General features: G+C 59.8%; 23 protein-coding genes. 10 read left to right on the top strand and 13 right to left on the bottom strand.

Annotated elements, in window-relative coordinates; all coding sequences use genetic code 11:
* Positions 1–69: 69 nt before the first annotated feature.
* Positions 70–1,176 carry a glycine betaine/L-proline ABC transporter permease ProW gene (gene proW / locus CPH57_RS15795; protein WP_096242553.1) on the bottom strand — a complete coding sequence of 369 codons (1,107 nt, stop codon included), beginning with the start codon at positions 1,174–1,176 and terminating at the stop codon, positions 70–72.
* Complete coding sequence (gene proV, locus CPH57_RS15790; RefSeq protein WP_096242552.1) at positions 1,169–2,371, bottom strand: glycine betaine/L-proline ABC transporter ATP-binding protein ProV; 1,203 nt, start codon at positions 2,369–2,371, stop codon at positions 1,169–1,171. Before proV ends, proW begins: the two co-directional genes overlap by 8 nt.
* Positions 2,372–2,497: 126 nt before the next feature.
* Between proV and CPH57_RS24430 the strand changes: the two genes are divergently transcribed.
* On the top strand, positions 2,498–2,761 hold the full coding sequence (locus CPH57_RS24430) for a hypothetical protein (RefSeq protein ID WP_145957278.1): 264 nt from the start codon (positions 2,498–2,500) through the stop codon (positions 2,759–2,761).
* Positions 2,762–2,777: 16 nt separating this feature from the next.
* Here the strand turns inward: CPH57_RS24430 and CPH57_RS15785 are convergent, their stop codons facing one another.
* Together CPH57_RS15785 and CPH57_RS15780 are read right to left on the bottom strand one after the other, a co-directional pair.
* Complete coding sequence (locus tag CPH57_RS15785; protein ID WP_033644157.1) at positions 2,778–3,464, bottom strand: response regulator; 687 nt, start codon at positions 3,462–3,464, stop codon at positions 2,778–2,780.
* Positions 3,465–3,497: 33 nt separating this feature from the next.
* Complete coding sequence (locus CPH57_RS15780; RefSeq protein ID WP_033644156.1) at positions 3,498–5,090, bottom strand: sensor histidine kinase; 1,593 nt, start codon at positions 5,088–5,090, stop codon at positions 3,498–3,500.
* Positions 5,091–5,416: 326 nt separating this feature from the next.
* Here CPH57_RS15780 and CPH57_RS15775 point away from each other — a divergent pair, with 326 nt between their 5' ends.
* The gene (locus tag CPH57_RS15775) at positions 5,417–6,772 is read left to right on the top strand and encodes a 2-hydroxycarboxylate transporter family protein (protein ID WP_033644155.1); all 1,356 of its coding nucleotides are present in this window, start codon (positions 5,417–5,419) and stop codon (positions 6,770–6,772) included.
* 97 nt (positions 6,773–6,869) lie between these two features.
* On the opposite strand, the gene CPH57_RS15770 is transcribed toward CPH57_RS15775, so the two are convergent.
* On the bottom strand, positions 6,870–7,841 hold the full coding sequence (locus CPH57_RS15770; RefSeq protein ID WP_096242551.1) for a patatin-like phospholipase family protein: 972 nt from the start codon (positions 7,839–7,841) through the stop codon (positions 6,870–6,872).
* A 206-nt stretch (positions 7,842–8,047) separates the two neighbouring features.
* On the opposite strand from CPH57_RS15770, the gene CPH57_RS15765 reads away from it, so the two are divergent.
* The 5 genes from CPH57_RS15765 (at position 8,048) to CPH57_RS15745 (ending at position 10,797) form a co-directional block, all read left to right on the top strand.
* Positions 8,048–8,992 (top strand): MBL fold metallo-hydrolase, encoded by a 945-nt coding sequence (locus CPH57_RS15765; protein ID WP_096242550.1) that lies wholly within the window; start codon positions 8,048–8,050, stop codon positions 8,990–8,992.
* Positions 8,993–9,145: 153 nt separating this feature from the next.
* A complete protein-coding gene (locus CPH57_RS15760) occupies positions 9,146–9,886 on the top strand; it encodes an SDR family oxidoreductase (RefSeq protein WP_042785246.1) in 741 nt (246 codons plus the stop codon).
* A 64-nt stretch (positions 9,887–9,950) separates the two neighbouring features.
* Positions 9,951–10,145, top strand: a complete 195-nt coding sequence (locus tag CPH57_RS15755; protein ID WP_096242549.1) for a DUF1289 domain-containing protein — start codon at positions 9,951–9,953, stop codon at positions 10,143–10,145.
* 77 nt (positions 10,146–10,222) lie between these two features.
* Positions 10,223–10,510 carry a CopG family ribbon-helix-helix protein gene (locus CPH57_RS15750; protein ID WP_033639547.1) on the top strand — a complete coding sequence of 96 codons (288 nt, stop codon included), beginning with the start codon at positions 10,223–10,225 and terminating at the stop codon, positions 10,508–10,510.
* Positions 10,510–10,797 (top strand): type II toxin-antitoxin system RelE/ParE family toxin, encoded by a 288-nt coding sequence (locus CPH57_RS15745; RefSeq protein WP_033639548.1) that lies wholly within the window; start codon positions 10,510–10,512, stop codon positions 10,795–10,797. The genes CPH57_RS15750 and CPH57_RS15745 overlap by 1 nt, the downstream gene beginning before the upstream one ends.
* Before the next feature lie 43 nt (positions 10,798–10,840).
* Here the strand turns inward: CPH57_RS15745 and nrdF are convergent, their stop codons facing one another.
* The 5 genes from nrdF to CPH57_RS15720 all read right to left on the bottom strand — a co-directional run bounded on the left by nrdF (position 10,841) and on the right by CPH57_RS15720 (position 15,295).
* On the bottom strand, positions 10,841–11,812 hold the full coding sequence (nrdF, locus tag CPH57_RS15740) for a class 1b ribonucleoside-diphosphate reductase subunit beta (protein ID WP_033639549.1): 972 nt from the start codon (positions 11,810–11,812) through the stop codon (positions 10,841–10,843).
* Positions 11,813–11,820: 8 nt separating this feature from the next.
* A complete protein-coding gene (nrdE, locus tag CPH57_RS15735; RefSeq protein WP_071991659.1) occupies positions 11,821–13,965 on the bottom strand; it encodes a class 1b ribonucleoside-diphosphate reductase subunit alpha in 2,145 nt (714 codons plus the stop codon).
* Positions 13,947–14,351, bottom strand: a complete 405-nt coding sequence (gene nrdI, locus CPH57_RS15730) for a class Ib ribonucleoside-diphosphate reductase assembly flavoprotein NrdI (RefSeq protein WP_004928930.1) — start codon at positions 14,349–14,351, stop codon at positions 13,947–13,949. The genes nrdE and nrdI overlap by 19 nt, the downstream gene beginning before the upstream one ends.
* Before the next feature lie 9 nt (positions 14,352–14,360).
* Complete coding sequence (locus CPH57_RS15725; protein ID WP_033644148.1) at positions 14,361–14,591, bottom strand: redoxin NrdH; 231 nt, start codon at positions 14,589–14,591, stop codon at positions 14,361–14,363.
* Between the two features lie 272 nt (positions 14,592–14,863).
* On the bottom strand, positions 14,864–15,295 hold the full coding sequence (locus CPH57_RS15720; RefSeq protein ID WP_015378864.1) for a carboxymuconolactone decarboxylase family protein: 432 nt from the start codon (positions 15,293–15,295) through the stop codon (positions 14,864–14,866).
* A 95-nt stretch (positions 15,296–15,390) separates the two neighbouring features.
* Here CPH57_RS15720 and CPH57_RS15715 point away from each other — a divergent pair, with 95 nt between their 5' ends.
* Positions 15,391–16,824: a PLP-dependent aminotransferase family protein gene (locus CPH57_RS15715; RefSeq protein ID WP_096242548.1), complete on the top strand. Its 1,434-nt coding sequence runs from the start codon at positions 15,391–15,393 to the stop codon at positions 16,822–16,824.
* Between the two features lie 61 nt (positions 16,825–16,885).
* Here CPH57_RS15715 and CPH57_RS15710 read toward each other — a convergent pair whose 3' ends face one another.
* Positions 16,886–17,194, bottom strand: coding sequence for a YqjD family protein (locus CPH57_RS15710; protein ID WP_004928950.1), 309 nt, complete (start codon positions 17,192–17,194; stop codon positions 16,886–16,888).
* Between the two features lie 229 nt (positions 17,195–17,423).
* On the opposite strand from CPH57_RS15710, the gene asr reads away from it, so the two are divergent.
* On the top strand, positions 17,424–17,768 hold the full coding sequence (gene asr, locus CPH57_RS15705) for an acid resistance repetitive basic protein Asr (RefSeq protein ID WP_096242547.1): 345 nt from the start codon (positions 17,424–17,426) through the stop codon (positions 17,766–17,768).
* 196 nt (positions 17,769–17,964) lie between these two features.
* Here the strand turns inward: asr and CPH57_RS15700 are convergent, their stop codons facing one another.
* Positions 17,965–18,345 (bottom strand): DUF4440 domain-containing protein, encoded by a 381-nt coding sequence (locus CPH57_RS15700; protein ID WP_004928958.1) that lies wholly within the window; start codon positions 18,343–18,345, stop codon positions 17,965–17,967.
* A complete protein-coding gene (locus CPH57_RS15695; protein ID WP_033644146.1) occupies positions 18,342–19,724 on the bottom strand; it encodes an MFS transporter in 1,383 nt (460 codons plus the stop codon). The genes CPH57_RS15700 and CPH57_RS15695 overlap by 4 nt, the downstream gene beginning before the upstream one ends.
* Positions 19,725–19,829: 105 nt before the next feature.
* Here CPH57_RS15695 and CPH57_RS15690 point away from each other — a divergent pair, with 105 nt between their 5' ends.
* Positions 19,830–20,726: a LysR family transcriptional regulator gene (locus CPH57_RS15690; RefSeq protein ID WP_060660329.1), complete on the top strand. Its 897-nt coding sequence runs from the start codon at positions 19,830–19,832 to the stop codon at positions 20,724–20,726.
* Positions 20,727–20,749 lie beyond the last annotated feature (23 nt).

The raw sequence follows: 20,749 nt of genomic DNA, 5'->3' as shown, positions 1-20,749 counted from the left end.
AGTGTTTCCCCTCTTTTGATGTGGTGGTGCCCTGGCCCGCCGGGGCCGCAGCCGCCGGCGGGAAAAGCGTCAGGCTTGTTTGATAAATGGACGGGTAAACAGCCCGATGGGGCCGCGACGGTACCAGCGGCCGATGCCCTTGCTGCGGCGATCGCGCCCCAGCGATTGGGTGAGGCGATCGAGAATGATCGCCAGGATCACGATGCCGACCCCGCCGATGGCGGCCAGGCCCATATCCAGCCGGCCGATGCCGCGCAGCACCATCTGGCCCAGACCGCCGACGGCGATCATCGAGGCGATGACGACCATCGACAGCGCCAACATCAGCGTCTGGTTCACGCCGGCCATGATGGTCGGCATCGCCAGCGGCAGCTGCACCTTGAACAGCAGCTGGCGCGGGCTGGCACCGAAGGATTCGGCGGCCTCGATCAGATCCTCCGGCACCTGCTTGATGCCAAGAATGGTCAGACGCACGATCGGCGGCAGCGCGAAGATAATGGTCACCACCACGCCCGGCACGTTGCCGATGCCGAACAGCATGACGATCGGCACCAGATAGACGAAGGCCGGGGTGGTCTGCATGGCGTCGAGCAGCGGCCTAATCACTTTGGCGGCATGCTTGCTGCGCGCCAGCCAGATGCCGAGCGGCAGGCCGATAAGGATGCAGAAGAACAGCGCGGTCAGCACCAGCGCCAGCGTAACCATCGCCTGCGACCAGGCGCCGATGGCGCCGATGGCGACCAGAGAGAGCAGCGTCGCGGCGCCCATGCCGAGGCCCGCGATCTGCCAGGCGACCAGCGAGAACACCAGAATGGCGATCGGCGCCGGCATGCCCAACAGCAATTGCTGGAAGCCGCTCAGGATCACGTCTACCGGCACGCGGATGCCCTGGAATAGCGGGCGGAAGTGCAGCACCAGCCAGTCGATGCCTTGCGTGACCCAGGAATCAAACGGCACCCAGGCTTTGTGGAACGGATCAAGCAGGCTGAAGTGCTCAGGCTGCGCCGGGGCGCTGCTGAGCCAATCGGCGCCTTGCCCGGCGGCGTCATGAGCGGCCGGCGGCGGCGCGCTGGACCAGGCGTCGCCGGCGTTGGCGACGGCATCGTGAGCGGGGGCGGCGCCGGCATCGGCCGGTGCGGTAGCCCAGGGATCTTGGGTTTGCGTGGTATCACTCATTGGCTGTGCCCTCCTTGTCCAACGCCTGCAGCAGCATGGCCTTGGAGATGATGCCGAGATAGTTATGTTCTTCGCCCACTACCGGCACCGCGCACGGCGCCTGGGCGACCAGGGAGATCAGATCGCTGAGCGGCGTGTCGGCCGGCACGGCGGCGGGGGCCTCAAGCAGGGCATCGTCCAGCGTTTGATTGGCGGACAGCGCCTTTTTCAGCGACTCTATCGACACCACGCCGATAAATTTCTTCCCGCGTTCAACAACATAACCATAATCACGGTCCTCATCGCGCAGCAGCTGCAGCGCCGAGCGGGGGCCAAAACCGGGGGTTTTGCGGATCAGCGTCACCGGACGCCGCTGGGCGATATCCTTGGCGCTGAACACATGACTGATGTCCACGCCGCGGAAGAAGGTGCGCACGTAGTCGTTGGCCGGATTATTGAGGATCTCGTCCGGCGTGCCGACCTGGATCACCTCGCCGCCCTGCATGATGGCGATGCGATCGCCAATGCGCATCGCTTCGTCCAAATCGTGGGAAATAAACACGATGGTGCGCTGATGCTGAGCCTGTAATTTCACCAGCTCATCCTGCATTTCGGTGCGAATTAACGGATCGAGCGCCGAGAAGGCTTCGTCCATCAATAATATATCCGGGTTATTGGCCATCGCGCGGGCTAATCCCACGCGCTGACGCATGCCGCCGGATAATTCATCCGGATAAGACAGCGCATAATTTTCCAGCCCGACCTGACGCAGGGCGTCCAGCGCTTTTTCCTGGCGTTCCTGCAGCGGTATTCCGGCTAATTCCATGCCAAAGGCGGTATTATTCAGAACATTCATATGCGGCATTAGCGCGAATGACTGAAATACCATGCTGATCTTATTTCGCCGCACGGTGCGCAGCGCGGTGTCGGATATTTTGGCGATGTCCTCACCGTCGATCAGCACCTGACCGCGGGTGGGTTCTATCAGACGATTGAGAAGGCGTACCAGGGTGGACTTGCCGGAACCGGAGAGCCCCATGATGACAAATATCTCGCCTTCTTCAATGGCCAGAGTGGCGTCTTTTACGCCGAGCGATAAGCCGGTTTTTTCAAACAGCCGATCTTTTGTCAGACCTTTATCCAGCAGTTTGAATGCGCGTTCCGGGTGCTCGCCAAATATCTTATACAGGTTCTTTACTTCGAGTTTAATTGCCATGCAATTTGCTGTTTCCTCTGGTTTAATTAAAGCGTTATGGGCTGTCCTTAGCAAAATAAAAGAGCTTTTTACCCTAACACAGTGAATATCTGAAACAACCCTCAATGTCATTTAAATGGGATATTAGTGGTTTACATCAAGGTTTTAATTAGTTATGGTAATTTGGCCCGTGACTCAAAATTGACGGCCATTATTCGCCATAATGGTTTGGTTTTTGGGGAAATAATACGGTGTGGCGCAGAGAAATATTTGGGCGCCGCGCCTGCCGTTCGGATAATAAAAAACCCGACCAGAGGCCGGGCAAAAGTCATCAGTATTTCATCAGTTTTAACGACAGGTGCCGATATCGAGGGGGATATCGTCGAGCGTCATGTTATCGCCTTAGTATGACAGCCAGATGGCAGCCTTAGGCCTTGCGATACAGCCTGCGCGGATGGCCGATATTGCCGTACAGCATCTCCACCCGCACGAACTGGGTGGCGACGCAATATTCCAGATAACGGCGAGCGGTGGTTTTGCTGATGCCGACCTGTTCGACCACGTCTTCCACCGCATGCGCCACCGCCGGCTGGGCGATAAACAGCGCCTGCACCAGCTCCAGCGTGTTGGTTTCTATGCCTTTGGCGCTCGGTTCGCTGGAGAACTGCTTCGACTGCAGGTTGTACAGCGCATCGACATTGTCCTGATCGATGATTTTGAAGGTGCGCTGGGTCTGCACGAACTGCATGAAGCGCTCGAGCGAGTTGCGCAGCCGTTTGTAAGACACCGGCTTGATGATGTAGTCGAAGGCGCCGTTGCGGATCGCCTGGCTGCAGGTATGCATGTCGCTGGCGGCGGTGATGAAAATCACCGAACAGGCGGGATTCTTTACCGCCGGTTCTTCCATCAGCTCAATGCCCTGGCCGTCCGGCAGAAAGTTGTCCAGCAGGATCAGCCGCGGCTGATGCTCGTTGGCTTTGGCCCGCGCTTCGGCCAGCGTGGCGGCGTAGGCCACCACCCGCAGGTTGAAATTTTTCTCGATGAACTCTGCGTGCAGCGTCGCCAGTTGCGGCTCATCTTCCACGATCAGAACGTCCAGTGTTTGGTGTGACATAATCGGGTGCTCAAAAAAATCGGGTTATGGGTTTTATTTAGGGATAAATATAGAGAATATCGCGCCGTGCGGCTCGTTGTCCGACACTTCTATGCTGCCGTGCGCCTGCGCCACGTGGCTGGCGACCAGATGCAGGCCGATGCCGTGGTCGCTTTTATCCGCTTTGGTGGTCACGCCCTGTTCAAACAGCGTATCACGAATCTCCTCGGCGATGCCGGTGCCGCGATCCGCCACCTCGATCACCAGCTCGTCGCTGCCGTCGCTGATATAGAGTTCGATCGCGTCGTGCGGAGCCGGGCAGTGCAGCGTCGCCTCCACCGCATTATCCAGCAGGTTGCCGACGATCGACATCAGTTCGGTCTCATTCAGCGCCGCCGGGATCTGACGCAGCTGGCAGGCCGGATCGAAACGCAGTTCGATGCCTTTCTCTCTGGCGCTGGAGTATTTGCCCAGCAGCAGCCCGCACAGCGCCGCCGAACTGAAGCGCTGCGAGATGAAATCGAGGATCTCCTGCGCCCCCTCCGACTGGGCTTCCACATAGCGGATGGCCTCGTCGTAGCGCTGCATATGCAGCAGCCCGGCCAGCGTGGCGGTCCAGTTCAGCTGCTCGTGGCGCATGATGCGCAGGTTGTCGGCATAGCGTTTCACCTGGCTGAGCTGGCTGCTCAGGGTATTGATATCGTTCTTGTCGCGGAAGCTGATCACCCAGCCTTGCAGCTCCTGCTCCTGCATGATGCGCACCCGGCTGGCGATCACCCGCACGTGGTTGAAGCGGCACACCTCGTCATGGGTGTCGTGCTCCAAGTGCGCGACGGCGAAAAAGTCCGGCTGGGCCTGGATCACGTCGCCGATCGGCCGGCCCAGCAGGCCGGTGGCGGGCTGATGCAGATCCAACAGCTCACGCGCCGCATGGTTGATGGTGATGATCCGCAGCTGCGGATCGATGGCGATCACGCCCTCATAGATGGCTTCCAGCAGCGCTTTTTGCTGGCGCACCAGCAGCGCGATCTCTTTCGGCTCCAGCCAGAACATTTGGCGTTTGAGATTTTTCGACAGCAGCCAGGAAAAAACGAACAGGGCGATCAGCAGCAGCACGATGGAACCGATAATTTGCGTTAATGTCCTGGCATTTAAATTATCGATATGCGATTTCAAATAGCCGACGGAAACGATGCCGATGACGTGATTATTTTCATCCAGAATCGGCGCCTTGCTGCGTAATGAAACGCCGATGCCGCCCTTGCGAATGGAAATAATGCTTTTTCCTTCCAATACTTCTTTATTATCACCGCCGATCATCGGCGTGCCCAGGCGGCCCTCATATTCTGAATGATAGAGATGACGGGCATGATTATCACCGATGACGATATAGCTGGCGTCGCTGCTGGCGCGGATTTTTTTCATCAACGCAGCGATCCTGGCGGCGTCGTTTTTTTCTACGGCATCCACCAACGAAGGGATAAGGGCGATTTCACGCGCCTGCACCTGGGCGCGGGCGCCGAGATCGCGGTGCAGCTGCGCATCCAGCTGGTAATAGGTGTAGGCGCCGATGCAGCTCAGCAGCAGGCAGGAGAAGGCCACCAGGCACAGAAACAGCTTGATTTGAAATGAGAGTTTAAGGCGCATGGCGGAGCTTCACCGTAAAGAGATCCTGAAGCCTTACCCTATCACGAGATACGGGGTGTGTAATATTGCGCCCGATCAACTTGTGATCCCTCACACGGGATTAGAGTGAACCGGACGAGAATTGTTCGTCTGCGATAAAGTTGATAAGCTTTAAAATAAAAACGGCATTAACACCATTAAAACCACGCTGATTTTTACATAATCTTAATTAACCCCATAGAAACCATAACCACCATTAAAAACCCTTTTTAATTTTGAACATAATCACAGCAGATAATCCGTGCGCTTCTCTATGATGGCTGAACAAACTAATAAGAGGCCAGATTATGAGCACAACAGATGATTCTTACCTCGTAGCCAAAGACAAGGCCGCTGATATTCCTCTGCGTGAGAAATGGTGGCGGATACTGGATAATTATAAAGTAGGGATTATTCCGTTACCGTTCTTTATTCTGGCCGGCGTGTTGATTCTGCTCGACTGCCTGGAAGGCAAATTGCCGAGCGATATCGTGGTGATGGTCGCCACCCTGGCGTTCTTCGGTTTCGCCTGCGGCGAATTCGGCAAGCGCCTGCCGCTGATCGGCAAAATGGGCGCGGCGGCGATCTGCGCCACCTTCATTCCTTCCGCGCTGGTGCACTATGGCCTGCTGCCGGACGTGGTGGTGGAGTCGACCACCAAGTTCTACAAATCGACCAACATTCTTTACCTCTACATCTGCTGCATCATCGTCGGCAGCATCATGAGCATGAACCGCCAGGTGCTGATCCAGGGCTTCCTGCGCATCTTCATCCCCATGCTGTGCGGCGAGATCGTCGGCATGCTGGTGGGGATGGGCGTCGGCATGGCGCTGGGCCTGGAACCGTTCCAGATCTTCTTCTTCCTGATCCTGCCGATCATGGCCGGCGGCGTAGGTGAAGGGGCGATCCCGCTGTCGATGGGCTATGCCGCGATCCTGCACATGGAGCAGGGCGTGGCGCTGGGGCGCATTCTGCCTATCGTGATGCTCGGCAGCCTGACCGCTATCGTCATCGCCGGCCTGCTCAACCAGCTGGGCAAGCGTTATCCGCACCTGACCGGCGAAGGCAGCCTGATGCCGAGCAAGCAGGGTGAAAGCGACATGAGCGCGGTGGAAAAAATCAGCGGCAAGGTGGACGTCAGCACCATCGCCTGCGGCGCGCTGTTGGCCATTCTGCTGTATATGGTGGGCATGCTGCTGCACCGTCTGATCGGCCTGCCGGCGCCGGTGGGCATGCTGTTCGCCGCCGTGGCGGTGAAGTTGGCGCACGGGGTGTCGCCGCGCATTCAGGAAGGCTCGCAGGTGGTGTACAAATTCTTCCGCACCGCCGTGACCTATCCCATCCTGTTCGCCGTCGGGGTAGCCATCACGCCGTGGCAGGAACTGGTGGACGCGTTCACCGTACAGAATCTGATCGTGATCGTCACCACCGTCAGCGCGCTGGTAGCGACCGGTTTCTTCGTCGGCAAGAAAATCGGCATGCATCCTATCGACGTGGCGATCGTCTCCTGCTGCCAGAGCGGGCAGGGCGGGACCGGCGACGTCGCGATCCTCACCGCCGGCAACCGCATGTCGTTGATGCCATTCGCCCAGATCGCAACCCGTATCGGCGGCGCTATCAACGTTTCGCTGTCGCTGCTGGTGTTGGCCAAGTTCTTCGTATAACTCCTATAAATCCTTAGCGTTACTTTGCCTTTCCCCGCCCCCGCGGGGATTTTTTTTGCCCGCGCGCCGGCCCGACGCGCGGGCGGGGAACTGCCGGTTACGCCGCTTGCTTCATGGCGGCGTCGTACCACGCGAAGTAGCGCTCTACGCCGCGACGGCCGGATTCGATCAGCGCGCGTTTCTTCTCCTCGCTGATGCCGAACTCCAGCGTGCCGACGTCGAGCGTGTCGACATACACGGTGCGCTTCCAGTCATCGCTGTCCAGATGCACCTTGGTTTGGATGTCCAGCATCACGTTGGCCACCGCCAGGGTGAAATCAAACAGGTTGTTGACCGGCGTGCGCGGGCCGCCCTGACCGGCGGCCTGAGCGATTTCACTGGCGGAGTCCAGGCGAATGCCCAGCGTACGGGTGTTGATGCGCTGGCTGGTGCTGTCGATGTAAGGCGGCGTGGCGGAGAAGTCATAGTCGAACAGCCGCACCGGGTAGTTGTCGATCATGCCGCCGTCGATGCACAGGTCGCCCAGGGCATTTTTCTTCGCCACGAAGGCGAACGGGAACGACATCGAAATGCGCAGGCCATCCGCCACTTTCATGCGCGGCGTGGTACGGTGAGAATAAACCTCTCGCTGGCCGCTGTTGAGGTTGGCGCCGATAAAGTAAATCGACTTGAACCCTTTCGCCGCCTTCATCGCTTCGAACTGTTCGAAGGTAATATCCGGGTTGCCGGTATATTGTTTGATAATATCGCGTGACCATTGATAGAAATAATCGCCGGGCGCGATGCCGTATTGATTGAACAGGCGATAGGCGTCCTGGAGCGTGCCGAAAAAACCGCCGTTATAATCGAGGAATTTTTTAAAATCCATCGCCGACAGAATCTTGGTCACGTCGGCCGAGCTGCAGCCCAGCCCGACCAGCAGCGCGGCGATGGCGCCCGCTGAGGCGCCGGAGGTTTGCTTGATCTGCGGCATGATGCCTTTGGCCTCCAGCAATTCCAGTGCGCCGCCATAGGCGATGCCTTTTACGCCGCCGCCTTCAAAGACCAGGTTTTCGAATTGATAGCTCATCATATTTCCTTACTCGTGGTTTAGGGAGTAAGAAAAATAACGAAGCGGCGCACGAGAAAATATGGATTGGGGTTGTGTGGCTTGGCAAACAAAATTATTCATAATGAATATATTATTTATATATTTATCAAAGGCATTTATTAAACAGGCGCATCGGACTTTTTGCGTCAATACTTAGCGCTGTTCAATTCTCACAAGGAGTCATCATGTTCTGGAAACGTTGTCTGTTGGGCGCGGCGCTGGCCGTTATGTCGTTACAGGCCGGCGCCGCCGCGCAGCAGGCCAAAACCCCGACGCCGGGATTTTACCGCATCATGCTGGGCAGCTTTGAAGTGACCGCGTTGTCCGACGGCATTATTCGCCTGCCGGCGGATAAGCTGTTACTGGGCCGTACGCCGCAGCAGATCGCCGCCGGGGTAGCCGAGCAGCATCAAAGCCTGCCGGTGGTCACGTCGGTCAATGCTTATCTGATCAATACCGGCGACAAGCTGGTGATGATCGACAGCGGCGCCGGCCAACTGCTGGGCGACGGCCTGGGCAAGCTGGTGGATAACCTGCGTGCGGCGGGCTACCAGCCGGAGCAGGTGGATGAGATCTACCTGACCCACATGCACCCGGACCACCTCGGCGGGCTGACGCACGACGGCAAGGCGGTATTCCCCAATGCGGTGGTGCGCGCCGCCAGCCAGGACGCGGACTTCTGGCTAAGCGCGGACAAACTGAAACAGGCTAGCGCGGGCAGTAAAAGCAACTTCGAAAGGGCTCAGGCAGTGATCAAGCCGTATCAGGCGGCCGGCCACTTTAAGCCGTTCAGCGGTGACGGTGAGCTTTCCCCGGGCATTGCCGCCTTTGCCGCCCACGGCCATACGCCGGGGCATAGCGTGTATCAGGTGACCAGCCAGGGCCAGAAGCTGTTGCTGCTGGGGGATCTGATCCACGTGGCGGCGGTGCAGATGCCGCATCCGAAGGTGGCTATCAGCTTTGATAATGACGCCAAGGCGGCGGTCGCTCAGCGGCTACGGATATTTGGTGACAGCGCGCGGCAGAGCGAGCTGGTGGGGGGCGCACACCTGTCGTTCCCGGGGTTGGGGTATTTGAACCGCCAGGGCGACGGTTACGCCTGGGTGCCATTGAACTACGGCGCGCTGTAATGGAGATGGCCGCCCAACGGGCGGCCATCGTAAGCGCCTTGGGGACATTGTTCGATAATTTGGGATGATGATGCCAGAGAATCGGGGCTTATTCGCCGTGATAAAGAGTGCATGATTAACGTTACCCTCGTCGTTTTCTTTAAGGATCTCCCGATGAATCAGAAAACTCCCTCCGTCGCCATCGTCACCGGCGCATCGCGCGGTATCGGCGCGGCCATCGCCGAGCGTCTGGCCGCCGATGGCTTCACCGTCATCATCAACTATTCGGGCAACCCGGCACCGGCCGATGAGCTGGTGCGCAAGATTGAACAGGGCGGCGGCCGCGCCTTGAGCGTCAAAGCCGACGTCAGCGATGCATCTGCGGTCGCCCGCCTGTTCGACAGCGCCGAACAGGCGTTTGGCGGCGTCGACGTGCTGGTCAATAACGCCGGGGTGATCGCGCTGGCGCCGGTGGCGGACATGCGTGACGAAGACGTGGATCGCCTGCTCGACATCAATCTGAAAGGCAGCTTCAATGCGATGCGCGAGGCGGCGAAGCGCCTGCGCGACAATGGCCGCATCATCAACTTCTCCTCCAGCGTGGTGGGGTTGCTGCAGCCGGGTTACGGCATGTATGCCGCCAGTAAGGCGGCGATCGAAGCGCTGACCAGCGTGCTGGCGAAAGAACTGCGCGGCCGCAATATCACGGTGAACGCCGTCGCGCCGGGACCGACCGCCACCGGTTTGTTCCTCGACGGCAAAACCCCGGAGCTTATCGAGCGGCTGGCGAAGATGGCGCCGCTGGAGCGCCTGGGCACGCCGGACGATATCGCTGCGGCGGTGGCCTTCCTCGCCGGGGCCGACGGCGGTTGGATCAACGGCCAAACCCTGCGCGCCAACGGCGGCATCATCTGATTGACGACGCGCCGCCGCAGGATCGGGTATCCTGTGGCGGAACTCATCACATCAAGGGCAGCGTATGACGGGCGACAATCAGCAGTTTCATCCCGGCGTCAGGTCGCCCTGCGTCAGCCTGTGCCGGATTGACGACGAAACCCCGCAGTGCCGCGGATGCCGGCGCACGCGGGCGGAGATCGCCGCCTGGCCGACCGCCAGCGATGCGGAGAAACGCGCTATCTGGCGGCGGCTAGAGCCGCGTCAATCGGTGAAATAATCCTCTGCATTATTGCGCTGCCAGACTGCATGTAGCACAATTGAGCTACATGTGATTGACCGACGTTAGGAGCGATTATGTCGACGACGACCATTCGTATTCCAGATGAGCTTAAAGCCCGAGTCGCTGCCGTCGCCGAGCAGGTTGGCGTAACGTCTCACAGCTTTATTTTGCAGGCAATAGCGGAGAAAACGCAGCAGGAAGAGTTGCGCCGCGACTTTGAGAATGAAGCGGAAAAACGCTATGCCAAGATAATTGCGACGGGAGAGACGGTCTCTTGGAAAGAGATGCGCGGTTATTTGGAAAATTACGCAGCGGGTGATACTGCCGCTGTCAAACCTCCGGTTAAAAAATTGGGGCGCTGATGGCAAATGTCGAGTTGGCGCCAGAGGTCAGGGATGATATCGAACGTATTCTCGCTCATTTGGCTCAGTATGGCGCTGCGGATTCAGGGCGGCGCATTCAGGAAATCATCCAGGCAATTGCGGTATTGGAACATAATCCATTGATCGGACGGTCCCTTGGCGCAGGGCTGCGTGAATTGATTATTGGGCAGCAAGCTCGCGGTTATTTGGCGCTCTACAAATACATTCCTGATATCGATACGGCGTTTGTTCTGGCGATCCGCAGTCAGAAAGAACAAGGGTATTGAATGCACGATACCGGCCTGAAAGACCGGCATCGCTGTCATGTCCTCAGAAATCCCAGTCCTCATCCTCGGTGTTGACCGCCTTGCCGATGACGTAGGACGACCCTGAACCGGAGAAGAAGTCGTGGTTTTCGTCGGCGTTCGGCGACAGCGCCGACAGGATCGCCGGGTTGACCTCCGCCATCGCCGGCGGGAACAGCGCTTCATACCCCAGGTTCATCAGCGCTTTGTTGGCGTTGTAGTGCAGGAAGGTCTTCACGTCTTCCGTCCAGCCGACGCCGTCGTACAGTTCCTCGGTGTAACGCACCTCGTTGTCGTACAGATCCTGCATCAGGTCGAAGGCAAAGTTTTTCACCTGCTGGCGCCGTGCGGCGTCCACTTTCTCCAGCCCTTTCTGGAACTTATAGCCGATATAGTAGCCGTGCACCGCCTCGTCGCGAATGATCAGGCGGATCAGATCGGCGGTGTTGGTCAGTTTGGCGCGGCTGGACCAGTACATCGGCAGATAAAAGCCCGAATAGAACAGGAATGACTCGAGAAACACGCTGGCGACCTTTTTCAGCAGCGGATCGTCGCTGCGGTAGTGCGCCAGAATGATGCCGGCTTTCTTCTGCAGCGCGCGGTTTTCCTCACTCCAGCGATAGGCGTCATCCACGTCCGGCGTTTGGCACAGGGTGGAGAAGATTGAGCTGTAAGAGCGGGCGTGCACCGCCTCCATAAAGCTGATGTTGGAGTACACCGCCTCTTCGTGCGGCGTCAGCGCATCGGCGATCAGAGCCGGCGCGCCGACGGTGTTCTGGATGGTGTCCAGCAGCGTCAGCCCGGTAAACACCCGAATGGTCAGCTGCTGCTCCTTCGGCGTCAGCGTGGCCCAGGACGGGATATCGTTGGACAGCGGCACCTTCTCCGGCAGCCAGAAGTTGGAGGTCAGGCGGTTCCACACCTCCAGATCCTTGTCGTCTTCGATGATGTTCCAGTTGATGGCGCGCACCAGCGGCGCCGATGTTACGGTCGTCATAAGTTGCCTCACAGCGCGCAGGACACGCAGCCCTGCACCTCGGTGCCTTCCAGCGCCATCTGGCGCAGGCGGATGTAGTAAATGGTCTTGATGCCTTTGCGCCAGGCGTAGATCTGCGCGCGGTTGATGTCGCGGGTGGTGGCGGTATCGCGGAAGAACAACGTCAGCGACAGCCCCTGATCGACGTGCTGCGTCGCGGCGGCATAGGTATCGATGATTTTTTCCGGGCCAATCTCGTAGGCATCCTGGTAATACGCCAGGTTGTCGTTGGTCATGTACGGCGCCGGATAGTAAACGCGGCCGATCTTGCCTTCCTTGCGGATCTCGATGCGCGAGACGATCGGATGGATGCTGGAGGTGGCGTTGTTGATGTACGAGATGGAGCCGGTCGGCGGCACCGCCTGCAGATTCTGATTGTACAGCCCGTGCATCATCACCGACTGGCGCAGCGCGCGCCACTCGTCGCGGCCCGGAATAGCGATGCCGGCGGCGGCGAACAGCTCGCGCACCCGCTCGGTTTGCGGCAGCCAGTCGCGTTCGGTGTACTTGTCGAAGTACTCGCCGCTGGCATAGCGCGAGTGCTCAAAGCCGTCGAACGTGCCGCCGCGTTCGATCGCCAGCCGGTTCGAGGCGCGGATGGCGTGATAGGCCACGGTATAGAAATAGAGATTGGTGAAGTCGATGCCTTCTTCCGAGCCGTAGAAGATGCGCTCGCGCGCCAGGTAACCGTGCAGGTTCATCTGGCCCAGACCGATGGCGCGGGCGCTGCGGTTGCCTTCGGCGATCGACGGCACCGAGCGGATATCGCTCATGTCGGCCACCGCGGTCAGCGCGCGGATCGCGGTCTCGATCGCCTTGCCGAAGTCCGGCGCGTCCATGGTTTTGGCGATGTTCAGCGAGCCGAGGTTGCAGGAGATATCCTTGCCGATGCGATCGTAGCTCAGATCCTCGTGATAGGTGCTGGCGCGGTTGACCTGCAGGATCTCCGAACACAGGTTGCTCATGTTGATGCGCCCGGCGATCGGATTCTCCCGGTTGACCGTGTCCTCGAACATGACGTAGGGGTAGCCGGATTCGAACTGGATCTCCGCCAGCACCTGGAAGAACTCACGCGCGTTGATGCGCGACTTGCGGATGCGCTTGTCGTCCACCATCTCGCGGTATTTTTCACTGACGCTGATTTCAGACAGCGGCGTGCCATACACCCGTTCGACGTCGTAGGGCGAGAACAGGTACATTTCTTCGTTGTTCTTCGCCAGCTCGAAGGTGATGTCCGGGATCACTACCCCCAGCGACAGCGTTTTGATGCGGATCTTCTCGTCGGCGTTTTCCCGCTTGGTGTCGAGAAAACGCAGGATATCCGGGTGGTGGGCGTTGAGATACACCGCGCCGGCCCCCTGGCGCGCGCCGAGCTGGTTGGCGTAGGAGAAGGCGTCTTCGAGCATTTTCATGATCGGAATGACGCCGGAGGACTGGTTCTCGATGCGCTTGATCGGCGCGCCCACCTCACGAATATTGCTCAGCATGAAGGCCACGCCGCCGCCGCGTTTCGACAGCTGCAGCGCGGAGTTCACCGCCCGGCCGATCGATTCCATATTGTCTTCGATGCGCAGCAGGAAGCAGGAGACCAGCTCACCGCGCTGGCGTTTGCCGCAGTTGAGGAAGGTCGGCGTGGCCGGCTGGAAGCGGCCCGAAATCATCTCTTCCACCAGATCCTGCGCCAGTGCGGTGTCGCCCGCCGCCAGCGTCAGCGCCACCATGCACACCCGATCTTCGTAACGCTCCAGATAGCGCTTGCCGTCGAAGGTTTTGAGCGTATAGCTGGTGTAGTACTTGAAGGCTCCGAGGAAGGTCTCGAAGCGGAATTTTTTGGCGTAGGCCTGCTGGAACAGCTGCTTGATAAACGGGAATTCGTACTGCGCCAGCACCTGCGGCTCGTAGTAGCCTTCTTCCACCAGATAGCGCAGCTTTTCCTCCAGGTTATGGAAGAACACGGTGTTTTGGTTGACGTGCTGCAGGAAGTAGTGCCGCGCCGCCAGCCGATCTTTATCGAACTGGATCCGGCCTTCCGCATCGTAAAGATTGAGCATCGCGTTGAGCGAATGGTAATCCAGCGCGCCCGTCTCGGGCCTGGTCAGTTCTGTCGTTGCCAAAATGCGGTTACTCCCTGTCTAACGTTTTCAACGTCTTGCGTAGTGCCGAGCAGCTCGAAGCGGTACAAGAAAGGCACCTGGCATTTTTTGGCGATGATGTCGCCGGCGATGCCGTATGCTGCGCCGAAGTTGGTGTTCCCGGCGGCGATGACGCCGCGCAGGTATGAACGGTTTTGCGGAACGTTGAGAAAGCGGATCACCTGGATCGGCACCGCGCCGACGGCGCTGCCGCCGCCATAGCTGGGCACGATCAAGATATAGGGCTGTTCCATCAGCAATTTGCTGCGGGCGCCGGCGATCGGAATGCGGATCGCCGGCAGGCCCAGTTTCTCAACGAATCGGTGGGTGTTCTCCGAGCTGCTGGAGAAATAGACCAGCGGATTCATCGTCGGGCCTCAGCAGGTGAGCGCCAGCGCGCCGATTTTGTCCGGCCGGAAACCGGCCCAGTGATCGTCACCGGCGATAATCACCGGAACTTGCTGATAACCTAAGGATTTAACGTGGTCCAGCGCCTGCGGATCTTGAGTGAGGTCGATCACCTGATAATCAATCCCCTGTTTATCAAATGCGCGATAGGTGGCGTTGCACTGGACACAGTCCGGCTTACTGTAAATAATAATGCTCATGATTCGCATTTACCTTTAAGCTGAGGGAAAGGCGGACAAGTCAGAGAACGGAGCATTGTTCCTGGCGTTTCTGACGGCGTTATCAGCCGAACAACATTCCCTGCGGCTGATAGATAAAATACTATATGTTGATATTTGTTTTATCAACCACGCTATATATGGTGTTTTGTCGGGTTTTGCGCGCAGGCCGCGCCGGGGCTGGAAAAGGCGAGGGGAAAAATTTTTGCGGGTGTGAAATTCCCCCTCAGAGTCAAGAGGGGGAGGCGAGCGCATTACTGACGCATGCTGACGGCCAGCCGGTTGAAGGCGTTCATGATGCTGATGGCGAAAGTAAGATCGGCGATCTCGGTATCGCTGAAGTGCGCTTTCAGCGCCTCGAAAGCGCTGTCTGGCGCGCCGGTGGCGGCGATCAGCGTAACCGACTCGGCCCATTCCAGCGCGGCGCGTTCGCGCTCGCTGAATTCATGGCTGACGCGCCAGCCCGCCAGCGTATCCAGCTTGGCATGGCTGAAGCCGCTTTCGCGCAGCGCTTTGCCGTGCATGTCCAGGCAGTAGGCGCAGCCGTTGATCTGCGAAACGCGCATAAACATCAACTCGATGGTCGCCTTGTCCAGGGCACCTTTCTCCAGCGCCATCAGCGCGCTCACCATATTTTTGTACGGGGCGGGCGCCAGCTCGGCATAGTTCAAACGTTGCTTAATCATGGTCAACCTCAATCGGTAGTAACGAAATCATGGCGCTACTTTAGCGGCCTTATGGTCTATGCTATAGGGCCATAAAATGATTATTTAACCGGGCCATGATGCCACCGTTCCTGACTTCATTGCGGCTGGACAGCCGGCTCGCCGAGCCGCTGTACCGGCAGATTTACCAGCGGATTAAAGACGCCATTACCCAGGGCAGCCTGACGGCGGGCAGCCGGCTGCCTTCGGTGCGCGGGTTGGCGAGCGATCTGGGTGTGGCGCGCGCCACGGTGGAAAGTGCCTACGCGCAACTTATCGCCGAAGGTTTCTTGCAGAGTCGCGGGCAGGCGGGCACCTATGTCTCGCCGCAGCTGCCGCACATGCCGCCGGGCGCGGTATCCTCTGCGCCACCGCTGGCGGCGATGGCGCCCGATCCGCTGCAACCGCAGGGCATGCTGCAGCCTTTCCAGCTGGGGGTGCCCGCGCTGGATGCGTTTCCACGGGCGCTGTGGCAGCGCATTGTCGCCCGTCAGCTGCGCGGTTCCACAGTGGCTTCCCTGGCGCTGCCGCCGGTCAGCGGCCTGCCTGAACTGCGTGAGGCGATCGCCCATTATCTGCATTTGTCGCGTGGCATCAGCTGCCGGCCGGAGCAAATTTTCCTCTGTGCCGGTTATCCGGCGTTGTTGGATTGGGTGACGGAGACGCTGTTACATGCCGGCGACGCGGTATGGATCGAAGATCCCGGCTATCCGGTCACGCGTCCGCTGCTGCAGGCCGCCGGCGTCAGGCCGGTCGCCGTGCCGGTGGATGAACAGGGCATGGATGTGGCCGCGGGTATGCTGACGGCGCCTGAGGCGCGGCTGGCGGTGGTGACGCCAACCCATCAAAGCCCGCTCGGCGTCTCGCTCAGCCTGGCGCGGCGGATGGCGCTGCTCGACTGGGCGCAGCAGCGCAGGGCCTGGATCCTCGAGGATGACTACGACAGCGAGTTTCGCTATCACGGGCGGCCATTGCCGCCGCTGAAAAGCCTCGATGTTCAGGGACGGGTGTTGTACGCCGGCACCTTCAGCAAAACGCTGTTCCCGGCGCTGCGCATGGCTTATTTAGTGGTGCCCGTCGGCCTGACGGAGGCCTTTGCGCGCAGCAGCCGGCTGCGTGGCTGCGGTTGCCCGCCGCTGCTGCAGGCCGGCGTGGCGGATTTTATCCGGCAAGGGCATTTCTACCGCCACCTGAAACGCATACGGCCGTTGTACCGCCAGCGGCGCGAGTGGCTGACGCAGGCGTTGGAACGGCAACTGGGGGCGTGGCTGACAGTGGTGCCGCAGCAAGGCGGCATTCAGCTGTTGGCGCGGCTGCGCGACGGCTTGGCGGATGCGCCACTAGCGGCGCAAGCCTGGCAGCAGGGGTTGGCGGTGCAGGCGTTGTCGGACTGGCGAATCGACCATCCGGCGGGGCAGGGGTTACTGCTGGGGTTCGCCAATTTCAGCCGGCGAGAGGAGGCGGAGCGGGCGGTACAGGGGCTGGCACAGCTGTTTAAACACGCAAATTAAACGGCCCGCGATTTCCGCGGGCCAGACGCACATCTGTTTTATCTTTATGACTGCAGGGGTGTTAACGCCGGGCTAGCAGCACGCCGAGCACGATGCCGACGGCGGCACCGATCCCTACGCCCTGCCAAGGTTTGTCACGCACATAGCTGTCGGCTTGATCGACCGCGTCGCGCGCATGTTGTGTCAGACTGGTGGAGCCGTTGAATCGCGCTCGCGCGTCGCGCAGCACGCCTTTTGCCTTGCTGTGCAGCTCTTTCAGTTCCTCTTTGGTCTTGTCACCGGACTCGCGCAACACTTCATCCAGCGTATCGGCCAACAGAGTCACATCCTGATCGATATCGCGTTCTGTTCTTTCCGCTTTCTTAAACATTCAGCTCTCCATTTCGACACATGTCTTTTAAGTGTAGACCATGCCGAGATTTGTGTGGCCGATCACGGAAAAAAACCGCCGTCACGCAGGTGTTTGCCGGCACCTGGGCTTTGTACATTTGGTTACTCGGCGAAACCAATCACTCACGGAAACGGCCGTTTGATTCCACTAGTATCTGTTTCAACGGCTCCACCGGAGCTTACCGAAACAACACTCTGAGGATTTAAAGATGAAAAAAGTATTAGCGCTGATCGTTGCTGCCACTATGGGTCTGTCTTCTGTTGCTTTCGCTGCTGATACTGCAGCTACTGCTCCGGCTACCACCACCGCGCCAGCTGCGACCACCACTACCGCTGCGCCAGCGGCTGAAAAAGCGCCAGCTAAAGCAACGCACCACAAGAAAGCCAAGCACCACAAAAAAGCGCCAGCCCAGAAAGCTCAGGCCGCTAAAAAGCACCACAAAAAAGCGCCAGCTCAGAAAGCCCAGGCTGCTAAAAAACACCACAAAAAAGCGCCAGTGCAGAAAGCTCAGGCCGCTAAAAAACACCACAAAAAAGCCGGTAAAAAAGCTTAATTAAGTGATGTTTGCGGAACCGACAAGGTTCCGCACTCTACAGCCCGTATTCCAGACACCCGGTCTTTCCGGGTGTCTTCTTTTGAGGCTACTCACGATGATCCATCGCTATCTGTTTGAAGTCATTTTCAGCGCGGTAACCCTGTGCGGGATGATCGTCGGTTGGGAACTGTTTCTGGCCGGCAGCTTCCTGTAATTATTGCGCCGCGGCGGTTTCGTGCAAATGCCGCCAGCCGAGCGCGTCGGGCAGGCGTTCAAACACCACAGTGGAGTAGCGCAGCGTGGCGCTTTGCCCCGGCAGGCTCTGTTTTTCCCGGTAGCTGACTACCGCGCCAGTCGGCCATTCGGCCACCAGCTTCATCTCTTCTATCTCGATTTCCAGTCCCGGTTTGGCGGCGCGATGCGCGCGGAAAAAAGCGCACAGCGCGGTGAAATCCAGCGGGGCGCCGTTCAGCGCGATCATGCTGAAATCCGGCGTAAAGCGCGCCAGCAGCGCTTGCTCCTCTCCGGCGCCTTTGCCCAGCCAGCGTTCAATGGCGATGTGGGCGTCGATCACTTCGGTAAAATACGGGTTCATAAAGCATCCTGTTGAGCATTGAGTTGGCGCACGATGGCGCGGTTGGCGAGGCGCAGACACAGCAACAGCGGGATAAGTGCGCTGGCGCCCGCCAGAATGAAGCAGGTTCGGTAAGCCGCCGCGGGCGGCAACACGGTCAGCAGCAGATTCAGCAGCAGGCTGAGCAGCGCCACGCCGAGGCAAAAACTGAGCTGGCGGTTGATATTCCACAGTGCGCTGGCGTCCGCCAATTGGCCGTCGGGGATCTGCAGAAACGCGCTGCTCTGCGCAGTGCTGCTGCACAGACTGCCGCCGAACCCCATCAGGGCGAAGGCGGCGATCTGCAACGCGTGCTGCCCGGCCTGATCGATCTGCGCCAGCGTCAGCATGCCGGCGCCTTGCAACAGGCAGCCGGCGATCAGCAGCGGCCGCGGGCCGAGGCGATTAAAGCTTTTGCCGGTCAACGTGATGGCCAGGAACGACGCCAGCGCCCAGGGCAGCATCAGGCCGCCGACCTGCGCGGCGGGCATCCCCAGCTGGTTTTGCAAATACAGCATCGCCACCAGGCTGACGCCGATGAACAGGCCGGGAATGCACAAATAAACCGCCATGGCGTTGCGCAGCAGCGGATCGCCGACCAGCCGCAGGTTCAGCAGCGGCTGCGGGGTGCGCAGGCTATGGCGCAGATAATAGGCCAGCACCAGCAGCCCGGCGGCCAGCAGCGCCGCGCCGGAAACCTGATGACCGGCTTCGCTCAGCCGGGTCAGGCCGAGCAGCAGCAGCGTCAGCGCCGCGCAGGCGCTCAGTAATCCTGTCGCGTCGAGCGGTTTGCACGCCGCCGTCGGCGTTTCCGCACGTAGCCACAGCGCCGCCAGCGCCAGGGCCAGGGCCGCCAGCGGCAGGTTGGCGAAAAACACCCAGCGCCAGTCCAGGCTATCGACGAGCCAGCCGCCCAGCGCCGGTGACAGCGCCGGCGCCAGCAGCCCCACCAACATGATGGCGGCCGACAGCCCGGCGCGTTCATGGCTGCGGTACAGCTGATAGGTCAGCGTCTGGCCGATGGGGATCAGCAAACCGCCGCCCATGCCTTGCAGGGTGCGCCAGCCGATCAGCGCGCCGATGCTGTCGGCGTTGCCCGCGCCGAGGGTGGCCAGCATGAACAGCGCCAGCGAGAGCAGAAACACCCGCCGCCCGCCGATGCGCTGCGCCAGCCAGGCGCTGAGCGGGATCACCAGCGTCAGGCCGAGAATATAGCCGTTGCTGACCCACGCCAGCTGGCTGACCGACGCCGCCATCGCCTGGCCGATGGCGGGGTAGGCGACGTTGGCGATAAACATATTGATCAGATCGACGAAAAAGCCGAGCAGATAGACGATTGCCACTTTGCTGCGATAAGACATGGTGCCTCCGGTTGAAGGCGAGCAGTGTATCGGGGGGAAAAGTGCGGATAAATCGGCGGCGGGCGATTACACTGTCAAAATGATTTTGACAATAAGGGCGGCGAAATGCTGAATTTGCAGCGTCTGGCGATCTTCGCGGCGGTGGTGGAAGCGGGCAGCTTTACCGCGGCGGCGGCGGCGCTGGGGCAAACCAAGGCGGTGGTGAGCTTTAACGTCAAGCAGCTGGAGAATGAGCTGGGGGTGTCACTGCTGGCGCGCAGCACCCGCCGATTGTCGCTGACCGATGCCGGCGAACGCTTCTACCAGCGCAGCCTGCAGCTGTTGCAGGAGGCCGAGAACGTGCTCGACGACGTGCGACGCGATCATCACGGGCTGAGCGGCGTGCTGCGTATCACCAGCACGCCTGAGTATGGCGCGCAGGTCGTGGTGCCGGCGCTGGCGGCGTTTTCGCGGCAGCATCCGCGCCTGCGCATCCAGCATGTGTCTTCCTCTTATCATGCCGATCTGATCTCTGAGCGCTTCGACGTGGCGATCCGCCTGGGCCAGCTGGCGGATTCCAGCCACCGCGCGGCGCTGATCGACAGCTTCGCCATCTTTCCGGTGGCGGCGCCGAATTATCTGGCCGAGCGGCCGATTCATTCGCTGACGGATCTGGCGCAGGCGCAGTGGATCGCCCACAGCCGGCTCAGTTCGCCCCTCAGCTGGCAGGTGGTCACGCCGCAGCGCGACGCGGTGCTGTTCAAGGTCGCGGATGCGGCGACGCTCACCGGCGACAGCGCCGCGGCATTGCTGGCGTTCGCCCTGCATGGCGCCGGGGTGGCGCTGCTGCCGGCGTGGCTGGCGCAGCCCGACATCGACGCCGGCAGGCTGCAACGGTTGCTGCCGGATCACCGTTTCCCCGAGCAGAGTATCTATGCGCTCTACCCGAACACCCGCCACGTGTCGGAGAAGGTGCGGGCGTTTATCGATTTTCTGCGCGCGCGGGTGGCGGCAAACCGTTAGCGAAATAATAATTCGTTATCACT

The sequence above is a fragment of the Serratia sp. JKS000199 genome, from assembly GCF_900215455.1.
Taxonomy (GTDB): domain Bacteria; phylum Pseudomonadota; class Gammaproteobacteria; order Enterobacterales; family Enterobacteriaceae; genus Serratia; species Serratia ureilytica.
This window is presented reverse-complemented; position numbering and strand designations above follow the sequence as displayed.

Coding starts and splice junctions, on each gene's coding strand:
- proW (WP_096242553.1), bottom strand. CDS start 1,176: ATGAGTGATACCACGCAAACCCAAGATCCCTGGGCTACCGCACCGGCC.
- proV (WP_096242552.1), bottom strand. CDS start 2,371: ATGGCAATTAAACTCGAAGTAAAGAACCTGTATAAGATATTTGGCGAG.
- CPH57_RS15785 (WP_033644157.1), bottom strand. CDS start 3,464: ATGTCACACCAAACACTGGACGTTCTGATCGTGGAAGATGAGCCGCAA.
- CPH57_RS15780 (WP_033644156.1), bottom strand. CDS start 5,090: ATGCGCCTTAAACTCTCATTTCAAATCAAGCTGTTTCTGTGCCTGGTG.
- CPH57_RS15775 (WP_033644155.1), top strand. CDS start 5,417: ATGAGCACAACAGATGATTCTTACCTCGTAGCCAAAGACAAGGCCGCT.
- CPH57_RS15770 (WP_096242551.1), bottom strand. CDS start 7,841: ATGAGCTATCAATTCGAAAACCTGGTCTTTGAAGGCGGCGGCGTAAAA.
- CPH57_RS15765 (WP_096242550.1), top strand. CDS start 8,048: ATGTTCTGGAAACGTTGTCTGTTGGGCGCGGCGCTGGCCGTTATGTCG.
- CPH57_RS15760 (WP_042785246.1), top strand. CDS start 9,146: ATGAATCAGAAAACTCCCTCCGTCGCCATCGTCACCGGCGCATCGCGC.
- CPH57_RS15755 (WP_096242549.1), top strand. CDS start 9,951: ATGACGGGCGACAATCAGCAGTTTCATCCCGGCGTCAGGTCGCCCTGC.
- CPH57_RS15750 (WP_033639547.1), top strand. CDS start 10,223: ATGTCGACGACGACCATTCGTATTCCAGATGAGCTTAAAGCCCGAGTC.
- CPH57_RS15745 (WP_033639548.1), top strand. CDS start 10,510: ATGGCAAATGTCGAGTTGGCGCCAGAGGTCAGGGATGATATCGAACGT.
- nrdF (WP_033639549.1), bottom strand. CDS start 11,812: ATGACGACCGTAACATCGGCGCCGCTGGTGCGCGCCATCAACTGGAAC.
- nrdI (WP_004928930.1), bottom strand. CDS start 14,351: ATGAATCCGCTGGTCTATTTCTCCAGCAGCTCGGAGAACACCCACCGA.
- CPH57_RS15725 (WP_033644148.1), bottom strand. CDS start 14,591: ATGAGCATTATTATTTACAGTAAGCCGGACTGTGTCCAGTGCAACGCC.
- CPH57_RS15720 (WP_015378864.1), bottom strand. CDS start 15,295: ATGATTAAGCAACGTTTGAACTATGCCGAGCTGGCGCCCGCCCCGTAC.
- CPH57_RS15715 (WP_096242548.1), top strand. CDS start 15,391: ATGATGCCACCGTTCCTGACTTCATTGCGGCTGGACAGCCGGCTCGCC.
- CPH57_RS15710 (WP_004928950.1), bottom strand. CDS start 17,194: ATGTTTAAGAAAGCGGAAAGAACAGAACGCGATATCGATCAGGATGTG.
- asr (WP_096242547.1), top strand. CDS start 17,424: ATGAAAAAAGTATTAGCGCTGATCGTTGCTGCCACTATGGGTCTGTCT.
- CPH57_RS15700 (WP_004928958.1), bottom strand. CDS start 18,345: ATGAACCCGTATTTTACCGAAGTGATCGACGCCCACATCGCCATTGAA.
- CPH57_RS15695 (WP_033644146.1), bottom strand. CDS start 19,724: ATGTCTTATCGCAGCAAAGTGGCAATCGTCTATCTGCTCGGCTTTTTC.
- CPH57_RS15690 (WP_060660329.1), top strand. CDS start 19,830: ATGCTGAATTTGCAGCGTCTGGCGATCTTCGCGGCGGTGGTGGAAGCG.